Origin of the sequence: Microbacterium sp. E-13 (genome assembly GCF_049912955.1) — a bacterium.
Classification (GTDB): domain Bacteria; phylum Actinomycetota; class Actinomycetes; order Actinomycetales; family Microbacteriaceae; genus Microbacterium.
Genome location: NZ_CP183973.1, coordinates 2,428,580 through 2,444,750, shown reverse-complemented (window position 1 = coordinate 2,444,750; position 16,171 = coordinate 2,428,580). Strand labels below are relative to the sequence as shown.

General features: G+C 68.0%; 13 protein-coding genes and 2 rRNA genes. 9 read left to right on the top strand and 6 right to left on the bottom strand.

All coding sequences use genetic code 11. The annotated features are described in order from the left end of the window. The first annotated feature begins 328 nt into the window (after positions 1 to 328). The 5 genes from ACN9MP_RS11265 (at position 329) to ACN9MP_RS11245 (ending at position 6,300) form a co-directional block, all read left to right on the top strand. Positions 329 to 3,433, top strand: a 23S ribosomal RNA gene (locus ACN9MP_RS11265). A 105-nt stretch (positions 3,434 to 3,538) separates the two neighbouring features. Further along, positions 3,539 to 3,655, top strand: a 5S ribosomal RNA gene (rrf, locus tag ACN9MP_RS11260). A gap of 91 nt (positions 3,656 to 3,746) precedes the next feature. Beyond that, complete coding sequence (gene dapE / locus ACN9MP_RS11255; protein WP_426320222.1) at positions 3,747 to 4,823, top strand: succinyl-diaminopimelate desuccinylase; 1,077 nt, start codon at positions 3,747 to 3,749, stop codon at positions 4,821 to 4,823. Then, positions 4,805 to 6,031: a hypothetical protein gene (locus ACN9MP_RS11250; RefSeq protein ID WP_426320220.1), complete on the top strand. Its 1,227-nt coding sequence runs from the start codon at positions 4,805 to 4,807 to the stop codon at positions 6,029 to 6,031. The genes dapE and ACN9MP_RS11250 overlap by 19 nt, the downstream gene beginning before the upstream one ends. 95 nt (positions 6,032 to 6,126) lie before the next feature. Then, a complete protein-coding gene (locus ACN9MP_RS11245) occupies positions 6,127 to 6,300 on the top strand; it encodes a DUF3117 domain-containing protein (protein ID WP_019179788.1) in 174 nt (57 codons plus the stop codon). Between the two features lie 61 nt (positions 6,301 to 6,361). Here the strand turns inward: ACN9MP_RS11245 and ACN9MP_RS11240 are convergent, their stop codons facing one another. Next, a complete protein-coding gene (locus tag ACN9MP_RS11240; protein ID WP_426320217.1) occupies positions 6,362 to 6,997 on the bottom strand; it encodes an O-methyltransferase in 636 nt (211 codons plus the stop codon). A 73-nt stretch (positions 6,998 to 7,070) separates the two neighbouring features. On the opposite strand from ACN9MP_RS11240, the gene ACN9MP_RS11235 reads away from it, so the two are divergent. Further along, positions 7,071 to 7,448, top strand: coding sequence for a Sec-independent protein translocase TatB (locus ACN9MP_RS11235; protein ID WP_426320215.1), 378 nt, complete (start codon positions 7,071 to 7,073; stop codon positions 7,446 to 7,448). A gap of 27 nt (positions 7,449 to 7,475) precedes the next feature. Here the strand turns inward: ACN9MP_RS11235 and ACN9MP_RS11230 are convergent, their stop codons facing one another. The 3 genes from ACN9MP_RS11230 to ACN9MP_RS11220 are packed head-to-tail and all read right to left on the bottom strand — an operon-like array spanning position 7,476 to position 10,482. Beyond that, entirely contained in the window at positions 7,476 to 8,627 is a 1,152-nt protein-coding gene (locus ACN9MP_RS11230; protein ID WP_426320213.1) for a P-loop NTPase, read from the bottom strand. Next, on the bottom strand, positions 8,624 to 9,154 hold the full coding sequence (locus ACN9MP_RS11225) for a DUF1003 domain-containing protein (RefSeq protein ID WP_426320211.1): 531 nt from the start codon (positions 9,152 to 9,154) through the stop codon (positions 8,624 to 8,626). Before ACN9MP_RS11225 ends, ACN9MP_RS11230 begins: the two co-directional genes overlap by 4 nt. Continuing rightward, on the bottom strand, positions 9,154 to 10,482 hold the full coding sequence (locus tag ACN9MP_RS11220) for a magnesium transporter MgtE N-terminal domain-containing protein (protein WP_426320209.1): 1,329 nt from the start codon (positions 10,480 to 10,482) through the stop codon (positions 9,154 to 9,156). Before ACN9MP_RS11220 ends, ACN9MP_RS11225 begins: the two co-directional genes overlap by 1 nt. A gap of 40 nt (positions 10,483 to 10,522) precedes the next feature. Here ACN9MP_RS11220 and ACN9MP_RS11215 point away from each other — a divergent pair, with 40 nt between their 5' ends. Both ACN9MP_RS11215 and ACN9MP_RS11210 read left to right on the top strand, forming a co-directional pair. Next, positions 10,523 to 11,233, top strand: a complete 711-nt coding sequence (locus ACN9MP_RS11215; RefSeq protein WP_426320207.1) for a general stress protein — start codon at positions 10,523 to 10,525, stop codon at positions 11,231 to 11,233. After that, positions 11,230 to 11,928, top strand: a complete 699-nt coding sequence (locus tag ACN9MP_RS11210; protein WP_426320205.1) for an alpha/beta family hydrolase — start codon at positions 11,230 to 11,232, stop codon at positions 11,926 to 11,928. The genes ACN9MP_RS11215 and ACN9MP_RS11210 overlap by 4 nt, the downstream gene beginning before the upstream one ends. Here ACN9MP_RS11210 and ACN9MP_RS11205 read toward each other — a convergent pair. Further along, on the bottom strand, positions 11,904 to 13,112 hold the full coding sequence (locus ACN9MP_RS11205; protein WP_426320203.1) for a citrate/2-methylcitrate synthase: 1,209 nt from the start codon (positions 13,110 to 13,112) through the stop codon (positions 11,904 to 11,906). The genes ACN9MP_RS11210 and ACN9MP_RS11205 overlap by 25 nt on opposite strands. A 110-nt stretch (positions 13,113 to 13,222) precedes the next feature. Between ACN9MP_RS11205 and ACN9MP_RS11200 the strand changes: the two genes are divergently transcribed. Further along, a complete protein-coding gene (locus tag ACN9MP_RS11200) occupies positions 13,223 to 14,374 on the top strand; it encodes a citrate/2-methylcitrate synthase (RefSeq protein WP_426320201.1) in 1,152 nt (383 codons plus the stop codon). A 4-nt stretch (positions 14,375 to 14,378) separates the two neighbouring features. Here the strand turns inward: ACN9MP_RS11200 and ACN9MP_RS11195 are convergent, their stop codons facing one another. Beyond that, positions 14,379 to 16,118: a gamma-glutamyltransferase family protein gene (locus tag ACN9MP_RS11195; RefSeq protein WP_426325993.1), complete on the bottom strand. Its 1,740-nt coding sequence runs from the start codon at positions 16,116 to 16,118 to the stop codon at positions 14,379 to 14,381. Positions 16,119 to 16,171 lie beyond the last annotated feature (53 nt).

Sequence of the window (16,171 nt, the reverse complement as noted above, 5' to 3'; positions counted from 1 at the left end):
GCGCGACTGATTCTCACTAGTACGCCGGTTCTTCGGGGCCGGTTGGAGGGTGGGGGTTTGTGAGCGGGGTGCCTGCACGCTGTTGGGTCCTGAGGGACCGGACGTCTGCCTTTCGGGGTGGGGTTTGACTCTCTGGGCTCGTCTTGCTGCCGGCTTTTGTTGGTGGGTGGGGCGGGTGCCGCCCGTACTTTGAGAACTACACAGTGGACGCGAGCATCTTTGAGATGATCCCTTCGGGGGTTGTCTTTATTGATGATCTTAAAGATCATTAGTCAATTTCTCGTCAGGGTTTCGGCTCTGGCGCGATTCTTGATGAGAACTCATGTGATTTCAAGTCTTTAAGAGCAAACGGTGGATGCCTTGGCATCTGGAGCCGAAGAAGGACGTAGCAATCTGCGATAAGCCTCGGGGAACTGATAAGCAAGTTTTGATCCGAGGGTGTCCGAATGGGGAAACCCCGCTGGGCGGCGTGCCGACCCAGTGACTCCCGCCTGAATATATAGGGCGGGTAGAGGGAACGTGGGGAAGTGAAACATCTCAGTACCCACAGGAAGAGAAAACAACCGTGATTCCGTGAGTAGTGGCGAGCGAAATCGGATCAGGCTAAACCTCATGTGTGTGAGAGCCGGCAGGCGTTGCATGTGGGGGGTTGCGGGACTTTCCTGACCATTCTGCCGAGTGGTCGACGTGACAGAAGCGTATAGACGAACCGTCTTGAAAGGCGGGCCAGAGTGGGTGCCAGCCCCGTAGTCGAAATGCGTGTTCTGACGTGGAGAGTATCCCAAGTAGCACGGGGCCCGAGAAATCCCGTGTGAATCTGTCAGGACCACCTGATAAGCCTAAATACTCCCAGATGACCGATAGCGGACAAGTACCGTGAGGGAAAGGTGAAAAGTACCCCGGGAGGGGAGTGAAATAGTACCTGAAACCGTTTGCTTACAAACCGTTGGAGCACCCCTGGTAGGTGTGACAGCGTGCCTTTTGAAGAATGAGCCTGCGAGTTAGCGATATGTGGCGAGGTTAACCCGGGTGGGGTAGCCGTAGCGAAAGCGAGTCTGAATAGGGCGATTCAGTCGCATGTCCTAGACCCGAAGCGAAGTGATCTATCCATGGCCAGGCTGAAGCGACGGTAAGACGTCGTGGAGGGCCGAACCCACTTAGGTTGAAAACTGAGGGGATGAGCTGTGGATAGGGGTGAAAGGCCAATCAAACTTCGTGATAGCTGGTTCTCTCCGAAATGCATTTAGGTGCAGCGTTGCGTGTTTCTTGCCGGAGGTAGAGCTACTGGATGGCCGATGGGCCCTACAAGGTTACTGACGTCAGCCAAACTCCGAATGCCGGTAAGTGAGAGCGCAGCAGTGAGACTGTGGGGGATAAGCTTCATAGTCGAGAGGGAAACAACCCAGACCACCATCTAAGGTCCCTAAGCGCGTGCTAAGTGGGAAAGGATGTGGAGTTGCTTAGACAACCAGGAGGTTGGCTTAGAAGCAGCCACCCTTGAAAGAGTGCGTAATAGCTCACTGGTCAAGTGATTCCGCGCCGACAATGTAACGGGGCTCAAGCACGCCACCGAAGTTGTGGCATTGACATTATTGGTAGGCCTTCGTGGTCCAGCCGTGTTGATGGGTAGGAGAGCGTCGTGTGGCGAGTGAAGCGGCGGGGTGACCCAGCCGTGGACGCTACACGAGTGAGAATGCAGGCATGAGTAGCGAAAGACGTGTGAGAAACACGTCCTCCGAAAGACCAAGGGTTCCAGGGTCAAGCTAATCTTCCCTGGGTAAGTCGGGACCTAAGGCGAGGCCGACAGGCGTAGTCGATGGACAACGGGTTGATATTCCCGTACCGGCGAAGAACCGCCCCAACCAATCCAGTAGTGCTAAGTGTCTGAATCCCACTGACGGATCCCTTCGGGGTGATGCTGTGGGCCTAGCGCACGACCCCATGCTGAGGCGGTTAGCGTATTAACAGGTGTGACGCAGGAAGGTAGCCCAACCCGGGCGATGGTTGTCCCGGGGCAAGTGCGTAGGCCGAGTCATAGGCAAATCCGTGACTCATACAGGCTGAGACACGATGCGGATGAAAAGTGGGTGATCCTATGCTGCCAAGAAAAGCATCGACGCGAGGTTCTAGCCGCCCGTACCCCAAACCGACTCAGGTGGTCAGGTAGAGAATACCAAGGAGATCGAGAGAATCGTGGTTAAGGAACTCGGCAAAATGCCCCCGTAACTTCGGGAGAAGGGGGGCCATCCACTTATACCAGCTTGCCTGGAAAAGGGTGTGGTGGCCGCAGAGACTAGTGGGTAGCGACTGTTTACTAAAAACACAGGTCCGTGCCAAGTCGCAAGACGATGTATACGGACTGACGCCTGCCCGGTGCTGGAAGGTTAAGAGGACGGGTCAGCCGCAAGGCGAAGCTCAGAATTTAAGCCCCAGTAAACGGCGGTGGTAACTATAACCATCCTAAGGTAGCGAAATTCCTTGTCGGGTAAGTTCCGACCTGCACGAATGGCGTAACGACTTCCCAACTGTCTCAACCGCGAACTCGGCGAAATTGCATTACGAGTAAAGATGCTCGTTACGCGCAGCAGGACGGAAAGACCCCGTGACCTTTACTACAGCTTGGTATTGGTGTTCGGTGTGGCTTGTGTAGGATAGGTGGGAGACTGTGAAGCGGATACGCCAGTATTCGTGGAGTCGTTGTTGAAATACCACTCTGGTCACTCTGGATGTCTAACTTCGAACCGTAATCCGGTTCAGGGACAGTGCCTGGTGGGTAGTTTAACTGGGGCGGTTGCCTCCCAAAAAGTAACGGAGGCGCCCAAAGGTTCCCTCAACCTGGTTGGCAATCAGGTGGCGAGTGTAAGTGCACAAGGGAGCTTGACTGTGAGACTGACAGGTCGAGCAGGGACGAAAGTCGGGACTAGTGATCCGGCAGTGGCTTGTGGAAGCGCTGTCGCTCAACGGATAAAAGGTACCTCGGGGATAACAGGCTGATCTTGCCCAAGAGTCCATATCGACGGCATGGTTTGGCACCTCGATGTCGGCTCGTCGCATCCTGGGGCTGGAGTAGGTCCCAAGGGTTGGGCTGTTCGCCCATTAAAGCGGTACGCGAGCTGGGTTTAGAACGTCGTGAGACAGTTCGGTCCCTATCCGCTGCGCGCGTAGGAAGTTTGAGAGGATCTGACCCTAGTACGAGAGGACCGGGTTGGACGAACCTCTGGTGTGCCAGTTGTACTGCCAAGTGCACCGCTGGTTAGCTACGTTCGGGATGGATAACCGCTGAAAGCATCTAAGCGGGAAGCCGGCCTCAAGATGAGACTTCCATACCTTCGGGTGAGAGGCTCCCAGCCAGACTACTGGGTTGATAGGCCAGATGTGGAAGCGCAGCAATGCGTGCAGCTGACTGGTACTAATAAGCCGATGACTTGATAACACACCTTCCTGGTGCTTGCGTCCACTGAGTGGTTCCCGATGTACGGTCGGGAACACAACAACAAAGAGAACTTTCACGTTGTGAACACTGAAACATCGAAAGAGTTTCGGCGGCCATAGCGAGAGGGAAACGCCCGGTCCCATTCCGAACCCGGAAGCTAAGCCTCTCAGCGCCGATGGTACTGCAGGGGGGACCCTGTGGGAGAGTAGGACACCGCCGGACACCCATTCACGGAATGGCCACCCACACCCTGGGTGGCCATTCCGCGTTAAGCGCGCTGATCGCCTCCATTGGCGCTCGGTAGACTCGGGGGATGCCGGCGCTCGACCTGTCCCTCTCCTCAGCCGAACTCACTCGCATCATCTGCGATATCCCGAGTGTCTCCGGCGACGAGAAGAGTCTCGCCGACGCCATCTTCGCCGCGATCTCTCCGCTCGAACACCTCCAGGTATACCGCGACGGCGACACCATCGTCGCCCGCACCGACCTCGGCCGCTCGCACCGCGCGGTGATCGCCGGCCACATCGACACGGTGCCCATCAACGAGAACGTTCCGACCAAGGACATCGACATCGACGGCCAGCCCTTCATCTGGGGCCGCGGAACCGTCGATATGAAGGCCGGCGTCGCCGTGCAGCTCAAGCTCGCCGCCGAGCTCGCCGAGCCCCGCGTCGACATCACGTGGATGTGGTACGACCACGAAGAGGTCGACGCGGATCTGAACGGGCTGACCCGTCTCGCTCGTTCGCGTCCCGACCTGTTCGCCGGTGACTTCGCCATCCTCGGGGAGCCTTCCAACGGCGAGGTGGAGGGCGGCTGCAACGGCAACCTTCGCGCGATCGTGCGCACGCACGGGGTGCGAGCCCACAGCGCGCGCGCGTGGATCGGCGAGAACGCGATCCACAAGGCGGCCCCGATCCTCGCCCGTCTCGCCGAGTACCGCCCGCGTGAGGTCGAGGTCGAGGGGCTCGCCTACCGGGAAGGTCTGAACGCGGTGCGCATCAGCGGCGGTGTGGCGGGCAATGTGATCCCGGACCTCTGCGCCGTCGAGGTGAACTACCGCTTCGCGCCGAGTCGCGACGTCGCCGAGGCCGAGCGTCACGTCCGCGACGTGTTCTCCGGTTTCGAGGTGGAGGTAGTCGATGCCGCCGCCGGTGCGCGTCCCGGTCTGGACGCCCCACTCGCACGGGAGTTCCTCGCTGCGGTCGGCGCCGAGCCGCGTCCGAAGTACGGATGGACCGACGTGGCCCGCTTCAGCGCGCTGGGGGTTCCGGCGGTGAACTACGGACCGGGCGACCCGCACCTCGCCCATCACGACGAGGAGCGCGTGCCGCTCGAGCACATCGAGGCGGTCGAACAGGGCCTTCGCGCGTGGCTGATCGCCGGCTGAGCACGTCGTCCTCCGCGACGCGGCCGTCGATCGGACGCGCGGCGCTGCGGGTCGCGGCGATCTACGTCGCCGCCCGGCTCATCACGACGCTGTTCCTCTTCCTCACGGCTGAACTCTCCGGATTCGGGTCGCGGATGGGCGCCGACGCGGGGCTCGCCGACACGGTGGTCGCGTGGGATGGCACCTGGTACTGGCTGGTCGCGTATTCGGGTTACCCGAGCCGGCTGCCCCTGACCGACGGCGGTCAGGTGGCAGAGAACGCCTGGGCTTTCCTGCCCCTCTACCCGTACCTCGCGCAGGTGGTCTCGCTGCCCTTCGGGCAGTGGGGGGCCGGCGCGCTGATCGTCTCGATCATCGCCGGGTACGGGGCATCCCTCGCCCTCTATCACCTGCTCCGGGCACGCCTGGACGAGTCGGCCACGCTGTGGGCCGTCGCCTTCTTCGCCAGCGGCCCGATGGCCGCGTTGTTCCAGGTCGGCTACGCCGAGTCGCTGAACCTGCTCTGGCTGTTCTGCGCGCTGCTCTGCGTCGCGCGCCGGCGCTACGCGTGGGTGTACCTGCTGGTGCCGCTCATGGCGTTCACGCGCCCGGGCGTACTCGCCTTCGCGCTGTTCCTTGCGCTGTTCGGCCTGTGGCGGTGGTCCACACGGGCACGTGAGCCGCTGCCGCGTCGCGAGATCGCGCACATCGTCGCGCTGGGTCTGCTCGCCGTGGCGTCGGGATTCGCGTGGCAGCTGGTGGCCGACTGGGCGACCGGTGACCCGGGCGCCTATCTCGCCACCGAGCTCGCGTGGCGTCGCAACTGGGTGGCAGGAGACGCCGTCTTCGCGCCGTTCGAGCCCCTGCTCGCCGGGACCTCGTTCTGGTTCAGCACGATGTGGCATCTCCCCGTCGCGCTCGGCTACGTCGTCCTGGCAGCCGTCGTGGCGCTCGTCGCGGCAGCGCTGATCGGGCTTCCGCAGGTGCGGAGGCTGGGGGTCGAGATCCGGCTGTGGAGCGCGAGCTACCTCCTCTACCTGCTGCTGGTCTTCTTCCCGCAGTCCAGCATCTTCCGTCTGCTCGTGCCGCTCTCGCCGCTCTGGGGCGCGTTCGCGGCGCCGCGATCGAGACTGTGGCGCGTCGGCGTGCTCGTCGTATGCCTCGTCGGGCAGTGGTGGTGGATCTACAACATGTACGCCCTCGGGAACCAGACGTGGCAGGTGCCATGACGCCCGATGACGGATGCCGCTTTCCCCGAGCGTGGCTCGCGTGGGCGCCCTCCTTATAGACTTGGAGTGCAGACCATCGATGTAAAGGAGCCGCAATGGCAGCCATGAAACCGAGAACCGGAGACGGGCCGATGGAGGCGGTGAAGGAGGGCCGACTCATCATCGTGCGCGTGCCGCTCGAGGGAGGCGGTCGGCTCGTCGTCTCGGTGAACGACGCTGAAGCCAAGGAGCTGTACGACGTCCTGGGGGGCGTCGTGAACGCGGCGTGAGAGTTCGCTCTGTCGGAAGGCCGGTCCTGCGGGACCGGCCTTCCGTGTTCCGGGCCCGCCCTCAGGAAGTGGCGACGGTCGTCAGCTGCAGCAGCCCTTCGCCCGTGATCGACAGCGCCCCGATCACCGCGGGGGATGCCTGCGTCTCCTGGATGAGCGAACGGTAGGCGGTGGTCACCGGGTCGCGGCGCACGGGATCGGCGACCGCGCCGCCTGCCAGCACGCGTGGCACCAGCACGGTTCCGCCGGCACGCACGAGGCGCAGCCCGTGCTCGACGTATTCGATGACTCCGTCGGCGTCGGCGTCGACGAGCACGATGTCGTAGGAGGCCTCGTTCATGCGCGGCAGCACCTCGGACGCTCGGCCCGTGATGAACCGTGCCCGGGCGGGAGGTATCCGCGCCTCCGAGAATGCCTGCCGAGCGGCGCCGAGATGTTCCGGCTCCTTGTCGATGGTGGTGAGCGTGGCCCGCGGCGAGCCGTGCAGCAGCCAGAGGCCGGAGACTCCCGCGCCGGTGCCGATCTCGACGATGTTCAGGGCCTGCGAAGCCGCGGCGATGACCGCGCACTGGGCACCGATCGCGGGACTGATCGGCGCGGCGCCGAGCTCGAGCGCGTGCGCGCGAGCCCGCGCGATGTGCTCCGGCTCGCTCGTCGCTTCGTCGACGAACCGCTGGTTCGCGTTCTGCTCTCCCATCGGAATCCTCCGCCGGTCAGCCTACGCGGCCCCGAGGCGCGGATCGTTCAGGCACGGCGGGTAATCTGAAGGCATGATCTTCGGCCTCACGATCGAGAAGCTCCTGCTGATCGGACTCGTCGCCGCACTCATCCTGGGGCCCGAGCGGTTGCCCAAGTACGCCGAGTCGCTGGCCCAGTTCACGAAGCGGGCCCGCGAGTGGGTGTCGACGGCGAAGACGCGCGTGCGCGACGAGATGGGCGAGGACTTCGACGACGTCGACTGGCGCACGCTCGATCCGCGGCAGTACGACCCGCGGCGCATCATCCGCGAGGCGCTGCTCGACGACGCGCCGGCGCCGAGCGTCACCGCCGCACAGTCGTCGGCGCCCGCGCCGCCGACCACGCCGGTGCGATCGCCGTTCCGGGGCCCCGCCGATGGCCCGACGCCGTACGACACCGAGGCGACCTGAGGCCTGACCGGCCGATCGCCCGTGCCGTCAGCGCGGGCGGAAGGGCAACGACCTGCCCGACAGGCCCCGAGGAGCCTGCGCCAGCGTCGCCGCGACCTGCTCGATGGCTCGAGCAGCCGGGTCGCCGGGGTGTGCGAGAACGGCGGGGATGCCGGCATCCGCGTCCGTCCGTAGGTTCGGGCTGAGGGGCACCGAGGCCAGCAAGGGCACCGGAGTGCCGGGCTGCGACAGTGCCTCGGCGACGGCGGCACCGCCACCCGCACCGAACACGTCGAGCACGGTGCCGTCGGGGAGAGTCATGGCTGCCATGTTCTCGATCACGCCGATGACCCGCTGGCCGGTCTGCCGAGCCACCAGGCCGCTGCGGACCGCGACGTCGGAGGCCGCCGCCTGCGGCGTCGTGACCACGAGCACCTCGGCATTGGGCAGCAGCTGACCCACCGTGATCGCGACGTCTCCGGTGCCGGGCGGCATGTCGAGGAGCAGCACGTCGAGGTCGCCGAAGAACACGTCGGTGAGGAACTGCTGCACCGTCCGGTGCAGCATGGGCCCGCGCCACGCGACAGCGCCGAGCGGCCCCTCGCCGTCACCACGGCGGAGGAACATGCCGATCGAGATGACCTTCACGCCGTGGGCGACCGGAGGAAGCATGAGGTCGTCGACCCTGGTCGGCTGTGGCGCCGTGCCGTCGGCCGACACGAGTCCCAGCTGCCCCGGGATCGAGAAGCCGTGGACGTCGGCGTCGATGAGGCCGACGGCGAGGCCGCGCGCGGCGAGGGCGACGGCCAGGTTCGCCGTCACCGTCGATTTGCCCACCCCGCCCTTGCCGCTCGTCACGGCGATCACGCGGGTCAGCGTTCCCGGCCCGAACGGCATCTCGCGGCCGCGTCCGCCGCGCAGGCGCTCGGTCAGGGCCCGTCGCTCGGCGGGCGTCATCACGCCCACGTCGAGGGTGACCTCCGCGATGCCGGGAACGGATGCCGCGGCCGCGCGCACATCGGCCGCGATGCGGTCCGCCGCGGGGCAGCCGACGATCGTCAGCGCGATCGCGACACGCGCCACGTCGCCCTCGACGGAGATGTCGCGGACCATGTCGAGCTCGCCGATGGGGCGGCGCAACTCCGGATCCGAGACAGCGGCGACGGCGCTGCGGACGGCGTCCGCGGAGGGCGTGCTCATCGCGCGGGGCCGTCCTCGACCTCGACGGGTGCCTCGAGCTTCTCGAGGAGGGTGCGCAGCTCGGCGCGCAGCACCTCGCGCGTGACCAGCTGGTCGGCGAAGTCGTTCACCGCCATGCGGAGGGCGACCACCTCGCGAGCGAGGTACTCCGTATCGGCCAGGTTGCGCTCGGCACGCTGCCGGTCCTGCTCGATCTGCACGCGGTCGCGATCGTCCTGTCGGTTCTGCGCGAGAAGGATCAGGGGCGCGGCGTACGACGCCTGCAGCGACAGGATGAGGGTGAGCAGTGTGAAGTTCGTCGCCGCCGGGTCGAACTGCAGCGCGGGCGGCATGAAGATGTTCCAGCAGAGCCACACCGCGACGAAGATCGTCATGCCGATGAGGAAGCCCGAAGTGCCCATCGCGCGCGCGAACGCCTCCGAGAACCTGCCGAAGCGGTCGCTGGACTGCTGCGGGGTTCGCTGCAGCATGCCGCCGCGGCCGCGGGGCGCGTCGAGGGCGACGGTCTGACGGGTGGCGCGTGCCATCATCGGCGCCTCCGGCCCGAGGAGGACGACCTGCCGATCGTGAGCGTGCTCGCGGTGGTGGTCGGCACGGGTGCGGACACCCTCTCAGCCTCGTCCGCATCGTGCGACCTCCAGTCCTCGGGCAGGAGGTAATCGAGCACGTCGTCGACGCTCACGGCGCCCACCAGCCGATGGGCGGGGTCGACGACGGGCAGCGAGACCAGGTTGTACGACGCGAGCAGCCGGGCCACCTCCGCCGCAGAGGCCGTCGCGGGGATCGGGTCGAGGGTGTCGTCGATGATGGCGCCGAGGCGCTCGTGCGGGGGGTAGCGCAGCATCCGCTGGAAATGCACCGTGCCGAGCAGCCGGCCGGTGGGCGTCTCGTACGGGGGGAGCGTCACGAAGACCGCCGCCGCGAGCGCGGGGTGCAGCTCGTGCCGGCGGATGAGGGCGAGGGCCTCCGCGATCGTCGCATCGGCGGACAGCACGATCGGCTCGCTCGTCATGAGACCGCCTGCGGTGTCGGGACCGTATTTCAGGAGCGCGCGGACGTCCTCCGCCTCCTCCGGCTCCATGAGGTCGAGAAGCTCCTCGCGCTGATCCTCCGGGAGCTGACCGAGGACGTCGGCGGCGTCGTCCGGCTCCATCGCGTCGAGGATGTCAGCGGCCCGCTCGTCGTCGAGGGCCTCGAGGATGTGCACCTGCTCCTCTTCGGGCATCTCCTCGAGCGCGTCGGCGAGGCGGTCGTCGGGAAGCTCCTCCACGACCTCGAGCAGACGTTCCTCGGGCAGATCCAGCAGCGTGTTGGCGAGGTCCGCGGGACGCAGCTCGGAGTAGGTGGCGACGAGCTGCTCCGCCGACTGGGCCTCGCCGGGCACCTGGCTCTCGCGCACGGCATCCCAGCTGGCGAACGTCGTCGGGCCCTTCGCGAAGGGGGACGCGCTCGTCTTGGGCTTGCGCAGGAAGAGCTGGCCGACATCCCATTCCCCGAGGCGGTTGCGCTCGATCGCGACGTCCTCGATCACGGCGGTGCCGGATCCGTCGGAGAAGAACACCTTTCGACCGATCATCTCGGCCATGACTCGCACCTCGCCGCCGCGCTGCTGGAAGCGGCGCACGTTGATGAGGCCGGTCGTGATCACCTGGCCGGTCGCGATCGAGGTCACCCGGCCGATGGAGACGAACACGTTGCGGCGGCCGGGGATCTCGACGACGAGTCCGATGACGCGAGGAGGATCGTCCTTGCGGTAGATGACGACGACGTCGCGCACCTTGCCGAGACGGTCACCGACGGGGTCGAAGACCGAGCACCCGGACAGGCGCGCGACGAAAACCCTCTGCGTGCTCACACGTCCCAGCGTAGTCCGCGTGCCATGGGAGGATGGGGAGATGACCATGATGGGAGGGCGCGGCCCGCTGGGCTCCGATGCCGTGGGTCCGACCGTCGCGAGCTTCCCCACGTACGAGGCGGCTCAGAAGGCGGTGTCGTCGCTCATCACGGCCGACATCCCCGCGCGCGACATCGCGATCGTCGGCCAGGGTCTGCGGTCGATCGAGCGGATCACGGGTCGACTCGGCTATGCATCCGCCGCGCGTTCGGGTGCGGTCAACGGCATTCTCCTCGGTCTCCTCTTCTCGGCGATCCTCGTCATCGGATCGCCCTCGGTGCCCATCCAGGCCTTCGTCGGCGTGCTCTTCGTCGGAATCGCGATCGGCATGCTGATGAGCATCGTGGCGTACTCGTTCGTGCGCCGCCGGCGTGACTACGCGTCGGTGATGCAGGTCGTCGCCGACCACTACGAGATCACCGTCAGCGACAGCAGCGTGCACCGCGCACGGCAGGTGCTCGGGCCGCAGTCCGAGGTCGTACCCGCCGCGCCGACCACTCCGGCCGCCCCCGCACCGGCCACTCCGGCGCCGGATGTCGCCGAGCCGCCCCGGTACGGCGAGCGCCTGGTGCCGCAGGGCGAGCGCCTGGCGCCTCAGGCGGATGCCCCGGCGCCGGACGGCGAGACGGGCGAGGGCTCCGAGCCGGTCACGGCGGACGAACCCCCGGAGACGCCCGACTCGTCCCGTTCCGACGACGGCGAGCGCGCATGAGCGCAGGCGGCGACTCCGCGCGAATCGTCGTCGCCCTCCCGAACGGGAGCACCGAGGTGTCGGCCGACCTCGTCGTTCCCGATAAGCCGTGGGCGTTCGCGGCCGTGGCGCACGGCGCGGGCGCGGGCTACCGGCATCCGTTCCTCACCGGCTTCGCCGACGCTCTCGCGCAGGAGGGCGTCGCCATTTTGCGATTCAACTTCCCCTACGTGGAGGCTGGGCGACGGATGCCGGGACCCGCGTCGCACGCCGTGGCGACGTGGGCCGCTGTCGGCGCCGAGCTGCGCGAACGTGCGAACGGAGCGCCCGTCTTCGCGATGGGCAAGTCCTACGGCGGGCGGATGGCGTCGATGGCAGCGGCCGAGGGCGTGATCGATCCCGCGGCGCTGGTGTACCTCGGCTATCCGCTGCATCCGCCGGGGAACCCCGAGAAGGCGCGCACGGCGCACCTGCCGGATGTCCCGCAGCCGCAGCTGTTCGTCGAAGGGACGAACGACCCGTTCATCGATCCCCACGATCAGCTCGAGGCCGCCGTCGCGACGTGCCGGTGGGCCGAGATCGCCTGGATCGAGGGTGGGGGGCACTCCTTCGAGGTCAAGGGCCGCAAGCGTCCGCCCGGCGAGGTCGCGGCCGATCTCGCGCCCCTCGTCGTCGCGTGGCTGCGTGCGGTTCACTCCGCCGGCGGACCCACGTAGCGCCCCCGGGGCCGCAGCCGCATCGGCCGCTGCTCGTACTCCTCCATGGCATGCGAGATCCATCCCGCCGTGCGGCCGATGGCGAAGATCACGGATCCCGCGTCGTCCGACATGTCAGCCCACAGCGTGAGTGCGGCCAGCGCCAGATCCAGGTTCGGCCGCGCGTCGGCCCGCCGTGCGACCTCGTCGGCCACGGCATCGACCGCGGCGAGCACCTCGGCGCTGCCCGGCGCGTCGCGGAGGAGGCCGAGGAGCACGCTCGCGCGCGCGTCGGTCCCGGTGTACAGGGGCTGCCCGAATCCCGGGATGCCGCGTCCGCCGTCTCGCACGGCGCGCGCGATGGCCGCCGGGGCAGCCACGCCGTCGCGGACAGCGCGCAGCATGTGCGCGGCCGCGCGGCTCGCGGTGCCGTGCAGAGGCGCGTCGAACGCGCCGAGCGCCGCCGTGACGACCGCGTAGCCGGGCGCGCGCGCCGAGGCGGCGACGCGCGCGGCGAGCGTGGACAGGGCGAGGTCGTGGTCGATCACGAGCACCAGTGCCGCATCGACGACCCTGGCACCTTGAACGGCGTCGACGCGGCTGCCGGGTGCGAGGGCGCGCCACAGCGTCCGTGCGACCGGACCCGTCCCGCCGTCGCCGCACAGCGCCGCCGGGAGGCCTGTCACCAGTCGCGCGCCGATCCGAGTGAGCTGCTCGGGCGCCGGGTCGTCGCGCAAGGGGTCGGTCGCCGCGAGAGCGGTCACGGCGACCAGCATCCGGTCCAGCGGCGAAGCGGCTTCGCCGAGCGACGCGATCGTCCGGCTCGCCACCGCGATGTCGCCCGCCGGCGGCGGGCGCAGCGCATCTGTGCGCCACAGCCACATGACGACCTGTTCGAACGACTGCTCGCGCGCGAGCCGAGCGACGGATCGCCCGCGATAGAGCAGCTCATCGTCGACGATGTGGGCGAGACCCGTGTCGAGCACCATCAGCGGCGTGCCCGGCGCCCTTCCGCCGGGCGATGCGGTGAGGGAGCGACGGCGTCGCCGCGCGAACGCCTCGACCTCGAGCGGGTCGAAGGAGGAGCCTGTCGCATCTCGCTCGCGAGTGAGGAGTCCGCGCGACACGTATGCGTACAGCGACTCCGGCTTGACGCCCAGCCGCGCGGCGGCCTCGGCCGCGGTCAGTCGGGGCAGATCGCTCATGATGTTGATCCGATCAAGATTGACGAACGATAGATCAAGTTCCCACACTGACTGTAGAGGATCCGCGGGGCACCCGCCGGTCCGGACGCCAGCGAGGACGAGGAGACGATATGAGCACCATGACACCGCAGGCGGCGCTCGCAGCGCCGCGAGGGCTTGCCGGCGTCATCGTGGCCGACACCGCGGTGAGCGATGTGCGCGGTGCGGAGGGGTTCTACCAGTACCGCGACAGGTCGGCGATCGAACTGGCCGAGACGGCGACATTCGAGGACGCGTGGCAGCTCCTGGTGACGGGCGAGCCGGCGACGGATGCCTCGCGTGCCGTGTTCGCCGCGCGCGTCGACCACGCGATCTCCGGCCGTGGTGCGGACGTCGACGCGGTCATCGACGCCGTGTCGAACGCGACGCCCGACGTCCTGGCCGGGCTCGCGGCCGCGTGGCCGCTGCTCGGCGCGAGAAGCGGCATCCGCCCGCTCTACGACCTCGACGAGAACGAGCGCCTCGCCGATGCCGTCGCCCTCGCCGCCTCGACGCCCGTCATCGTCGGCGCCCTGTGGCGTCGCAGTCAGGGCGACCGGGCGCTGCCGCCGCTCGCCGGTCGCGGCGTGGTCGCGAACTACCTGCACCAGGTCACCGGCCTCGTTCCCGACGAGGCGAGGGAAGCTGCGCTCACGGCGTACCTCATCGCGGTCATGGACCACGGTTTCAACGCCTCGACCTTCACGGCGCGCGTCATCGCGTCGACGGGGGCGGACGCCGCCGCCTGTCTCGTCGGCGCTCTCGGCGCGCTCACCGGCCCGCTGCACGGCGGGGCGCCGTCACGTGCGCTGGACGGGCTGGATGCCGTGGGCGACGTGGACCTCGTCGAGCCGTGGATCCGTGCCGAGCTCGCCGCCGGCCGGCGGCTCATGGGCTTCGGTCACGCGGTGTACCGCACGACCGATCCCCGCGCGGAGCTGATGAAGCGGGTCGCCCTGCGCACCGGCGGCGAACGGGTGAGGCTGGCGCTGGCGTTCCAGGAGACGGCGGAGCGACTGCTCGCCGAGGCCAAGCCGGGCCGCGACCTGCACGCCAACGTCGAGTTCTGGGCCGCCCTGGTGATGGAGCAGTGCGGGCTCCCGCGATCGATGTTCACACCGACGTTCGCCGTCGCCCGCACGATCGGCTGGACCGCGCACGTGCTGGAGCAGGCGCAGGATCCGAAGATCATCCGGCCGTCGGCGCGGTACGTCGGCCCGCCCGTGGCGGTGCGTGCGCCATGAAGACTCAGCGGCCCGCGGCGTACCCCTGCATGCCACGCGGATTCGCTGCGCCCCACAGCAGTCCCGTCGCGGCATCCCGTCCCACCGCCGAGACGCGGCCGAGCGACCAGGCACCCGCTCGCGTCACGACGTGTCCGCGGCGCTGGAGGCCCTCGACGAGCGCGTCGCCGAGACGGTCCTCGACGACGGCGCCCGCGGGCGTCCAGGTGCGCGGCCAGAACGACTCCGCCAGCGACGTGGTGTGCAGCGCGGGCGCGTCGATCGCCTGCTGCGGGGAATAGCCTCCGACGATGATCCGCAGCAGTGCGAGCAGCTGCCACTGGTCCTGCTGGTCGCCGCCGGGGGAGCCGATCGCGAACTCCGGCGCCCCATCGCGCAGCACGAGCGTGGGGGTGAGGGTCGTGCGCGGGCGCTTCCCGGGAACGAGCGATGAAGGATGCCCCGCCTCGAGCCACGTCGTCTGCAGGCGGGTCCCCAGGGCGAACCCGAGCGCCGGGATCGTCGGAGACGACTGGAGCCAGCCGCCCGACGGCGTGGCCGAGACGATGTTCCCCCAGCGGTCGATGACGTCCAGGTGGGAGGTGTCGCCGCGCGTCTCACCGGTCTTCGCGACGGTCGGCTCACCCGTGCCCACGCCCGTCGTGCCGTAGGAGGTGCGCAGGGGCGGACGGAAGGCCGTTCGGCCGGGGAGCGCGCCCGGGCGGAACTCGTCGGAGGCCGCAGCAGTGATGAGCGACCGACGCTCGTCGAGATACCCGGGGGACAGCAGCTCGTCGAGGTCGACGTCGGTGTCGCCGAACCAGCCGTCGCGATCGGCATACGCGAGCTTCTGCGCCTCGAGGATCGTGTGCGCACCCTCCTCCTGCGAGGGGTCGAGCAGATCATCGTCGAGCGGCTCGAGCATGCCGAGCGTCTGCAGCAGTGCGGGACCCTGCGTCCAGGCGCCCGCCTTCGCGATGGTCCTGCCCCGGAACTCTCGCGTGACGGCCGGCTCGTAGCCGGCGTCGAAGGCGGCGAAGTCCTCAGCCGTGATGACTGCCGCGTGCTCGCCGCCATGCGAGTGCCGGTGCGGTTCCGCGAGGAACGCGGATGCCTCGTGCGCCACCATCCCTGTCTTCCACTCGCGCCGCGCGGCGTCGATGCGGGCTGCGCGACCGACGGGTCCGTCGTCGCGCACCGTGCAGGAGGCGTGCACGAGCGAGTCGAGCACGGCCGCGTACGCCGGATTGCGTACGACGTCGCCGGCGGTCGGCGGCTCCCCTCCCGGCATCCACAGTGCCGCGGAGGTGGTCCAGCTGTCGCGGAAGAGGTCGGCCACGCGCGCGATGGCCGCCGCGGCGCCCGCCACGAGCGGGTGCCCGTCGCGGGAATAGCCGATCGCATAGGCGAGCACGTCGGTGAGCTCCCACGTTCCGTGATCGCGAAGGAGCAGGAGCCAGGCGTCGACGGCACCCGGCACCGCCGCCGCCAGCCCGCCCGCGCCGGGCACCAGGTCGAGCCCCTCCGCCCGGTAGTGCTCGATCGTCGCGCCTGCGGGCGCGGGCCCCTGGCCCACGAGCACCGTCGGGGATTCCGCATCCGCCGGCTGGAAGATGGCCACGAGGTCGCCGCCCGGCCCGTTGAGGTGGGGCTCGACGACGTGCAGCACGAACGCCGCCGCCACCGACGCGTCGAAGGCATTGCCGCCCCGTTCGAGCACCGACTGCGCTGTGGCGGTGGCCAGCCAATGGGTCGAGGCCGACATGCCGAACGTGCCCGAGAGGGTGGGGCGCGTCGTGAACGACGCGGGGGAGGTGT

Bases quoted from the DNA above. Each gene is read 5' to 3' on its own strand.
- dapE (WP_426320222.1), top strand. From the start codon at position 3,747: ATGCCGGCGCTCGACCTGTCCCTCTCCTCAGCCGAACTCACTCGCATC.
- ACN9MP_RS11245 (WP_019179788.1), top strand. From the start codon at position 6,127: ATGGCAGCCATGAAACCGAGAACCGGAGACGGGCCGATGGAGGCGGTG.
- ACN9MP_RS11240 (WP_426320217.1), bottom strand. From the start codon at position 6,997: ATGGGAGAGCAGAACGCGAACCAGCGGTTCGTCGACGAAGCGACGAGC.
- ACN9MP_RS11235 (WP_426320215.1), top strand. From the start codon at position 7,071: ATGATCTTCGGCCTCACGATCGAGAAGCTCCTGCTGATCGGACTCGTC.
- ACN9MP_RS11230 (WP_426320213.1), bottom strand. From the start codon at position 8,627: ATGAGCACGCCCTCCGCGGACGCCGTCCGCAGCGCCGTCGCCGCTGTC.
- ACN9MP_RS11225 (WP_426320211.1), bottom strand. From the start codon at position 9,154: ATGGCACGCGCCACCCGTCAGACCGTCGCCCTCGACGCGCCCCGCGGC.
- ACN9MP_RS11215 (WP_426320207.1), top strand. From the start codon at position 10,523: ATGACCATGATGGGAGGGCGCGGCCCGCTGGGCTCCGATGCCGTGGGT.
- ACN9MP_RS11210 (WP_426320205.1), top strand. From the start codon at position 11,230: ATGAGCGCAGGCGGCGACTCCGCGCGAATCGTCGTCGCCCTCCCGAAC.
- ACN9MP_RS11205 (WP_426320203.1), bottom strand. From the start codon at position 13,112: ATGAGCGATCTGCCCCGACTGACCGCGGCCGAGGCCGCCGCGCGGCTG.
- ACN9MP_RS11200 (WP_426320201.1), top strand. From the start codon at position 13,223: ATGAGCACCATGACACCGCAGGCGGCGCTCGCAGCGCCGCGAGGGCTT.
- ACN9MP_RS11195 (WP_426325993.1), bottom strand. From the start codon at position 16,118: ATGTCGGCCTCGACCCATTGGCTGGCCACCGCCACAGCGCAGTCGGTG.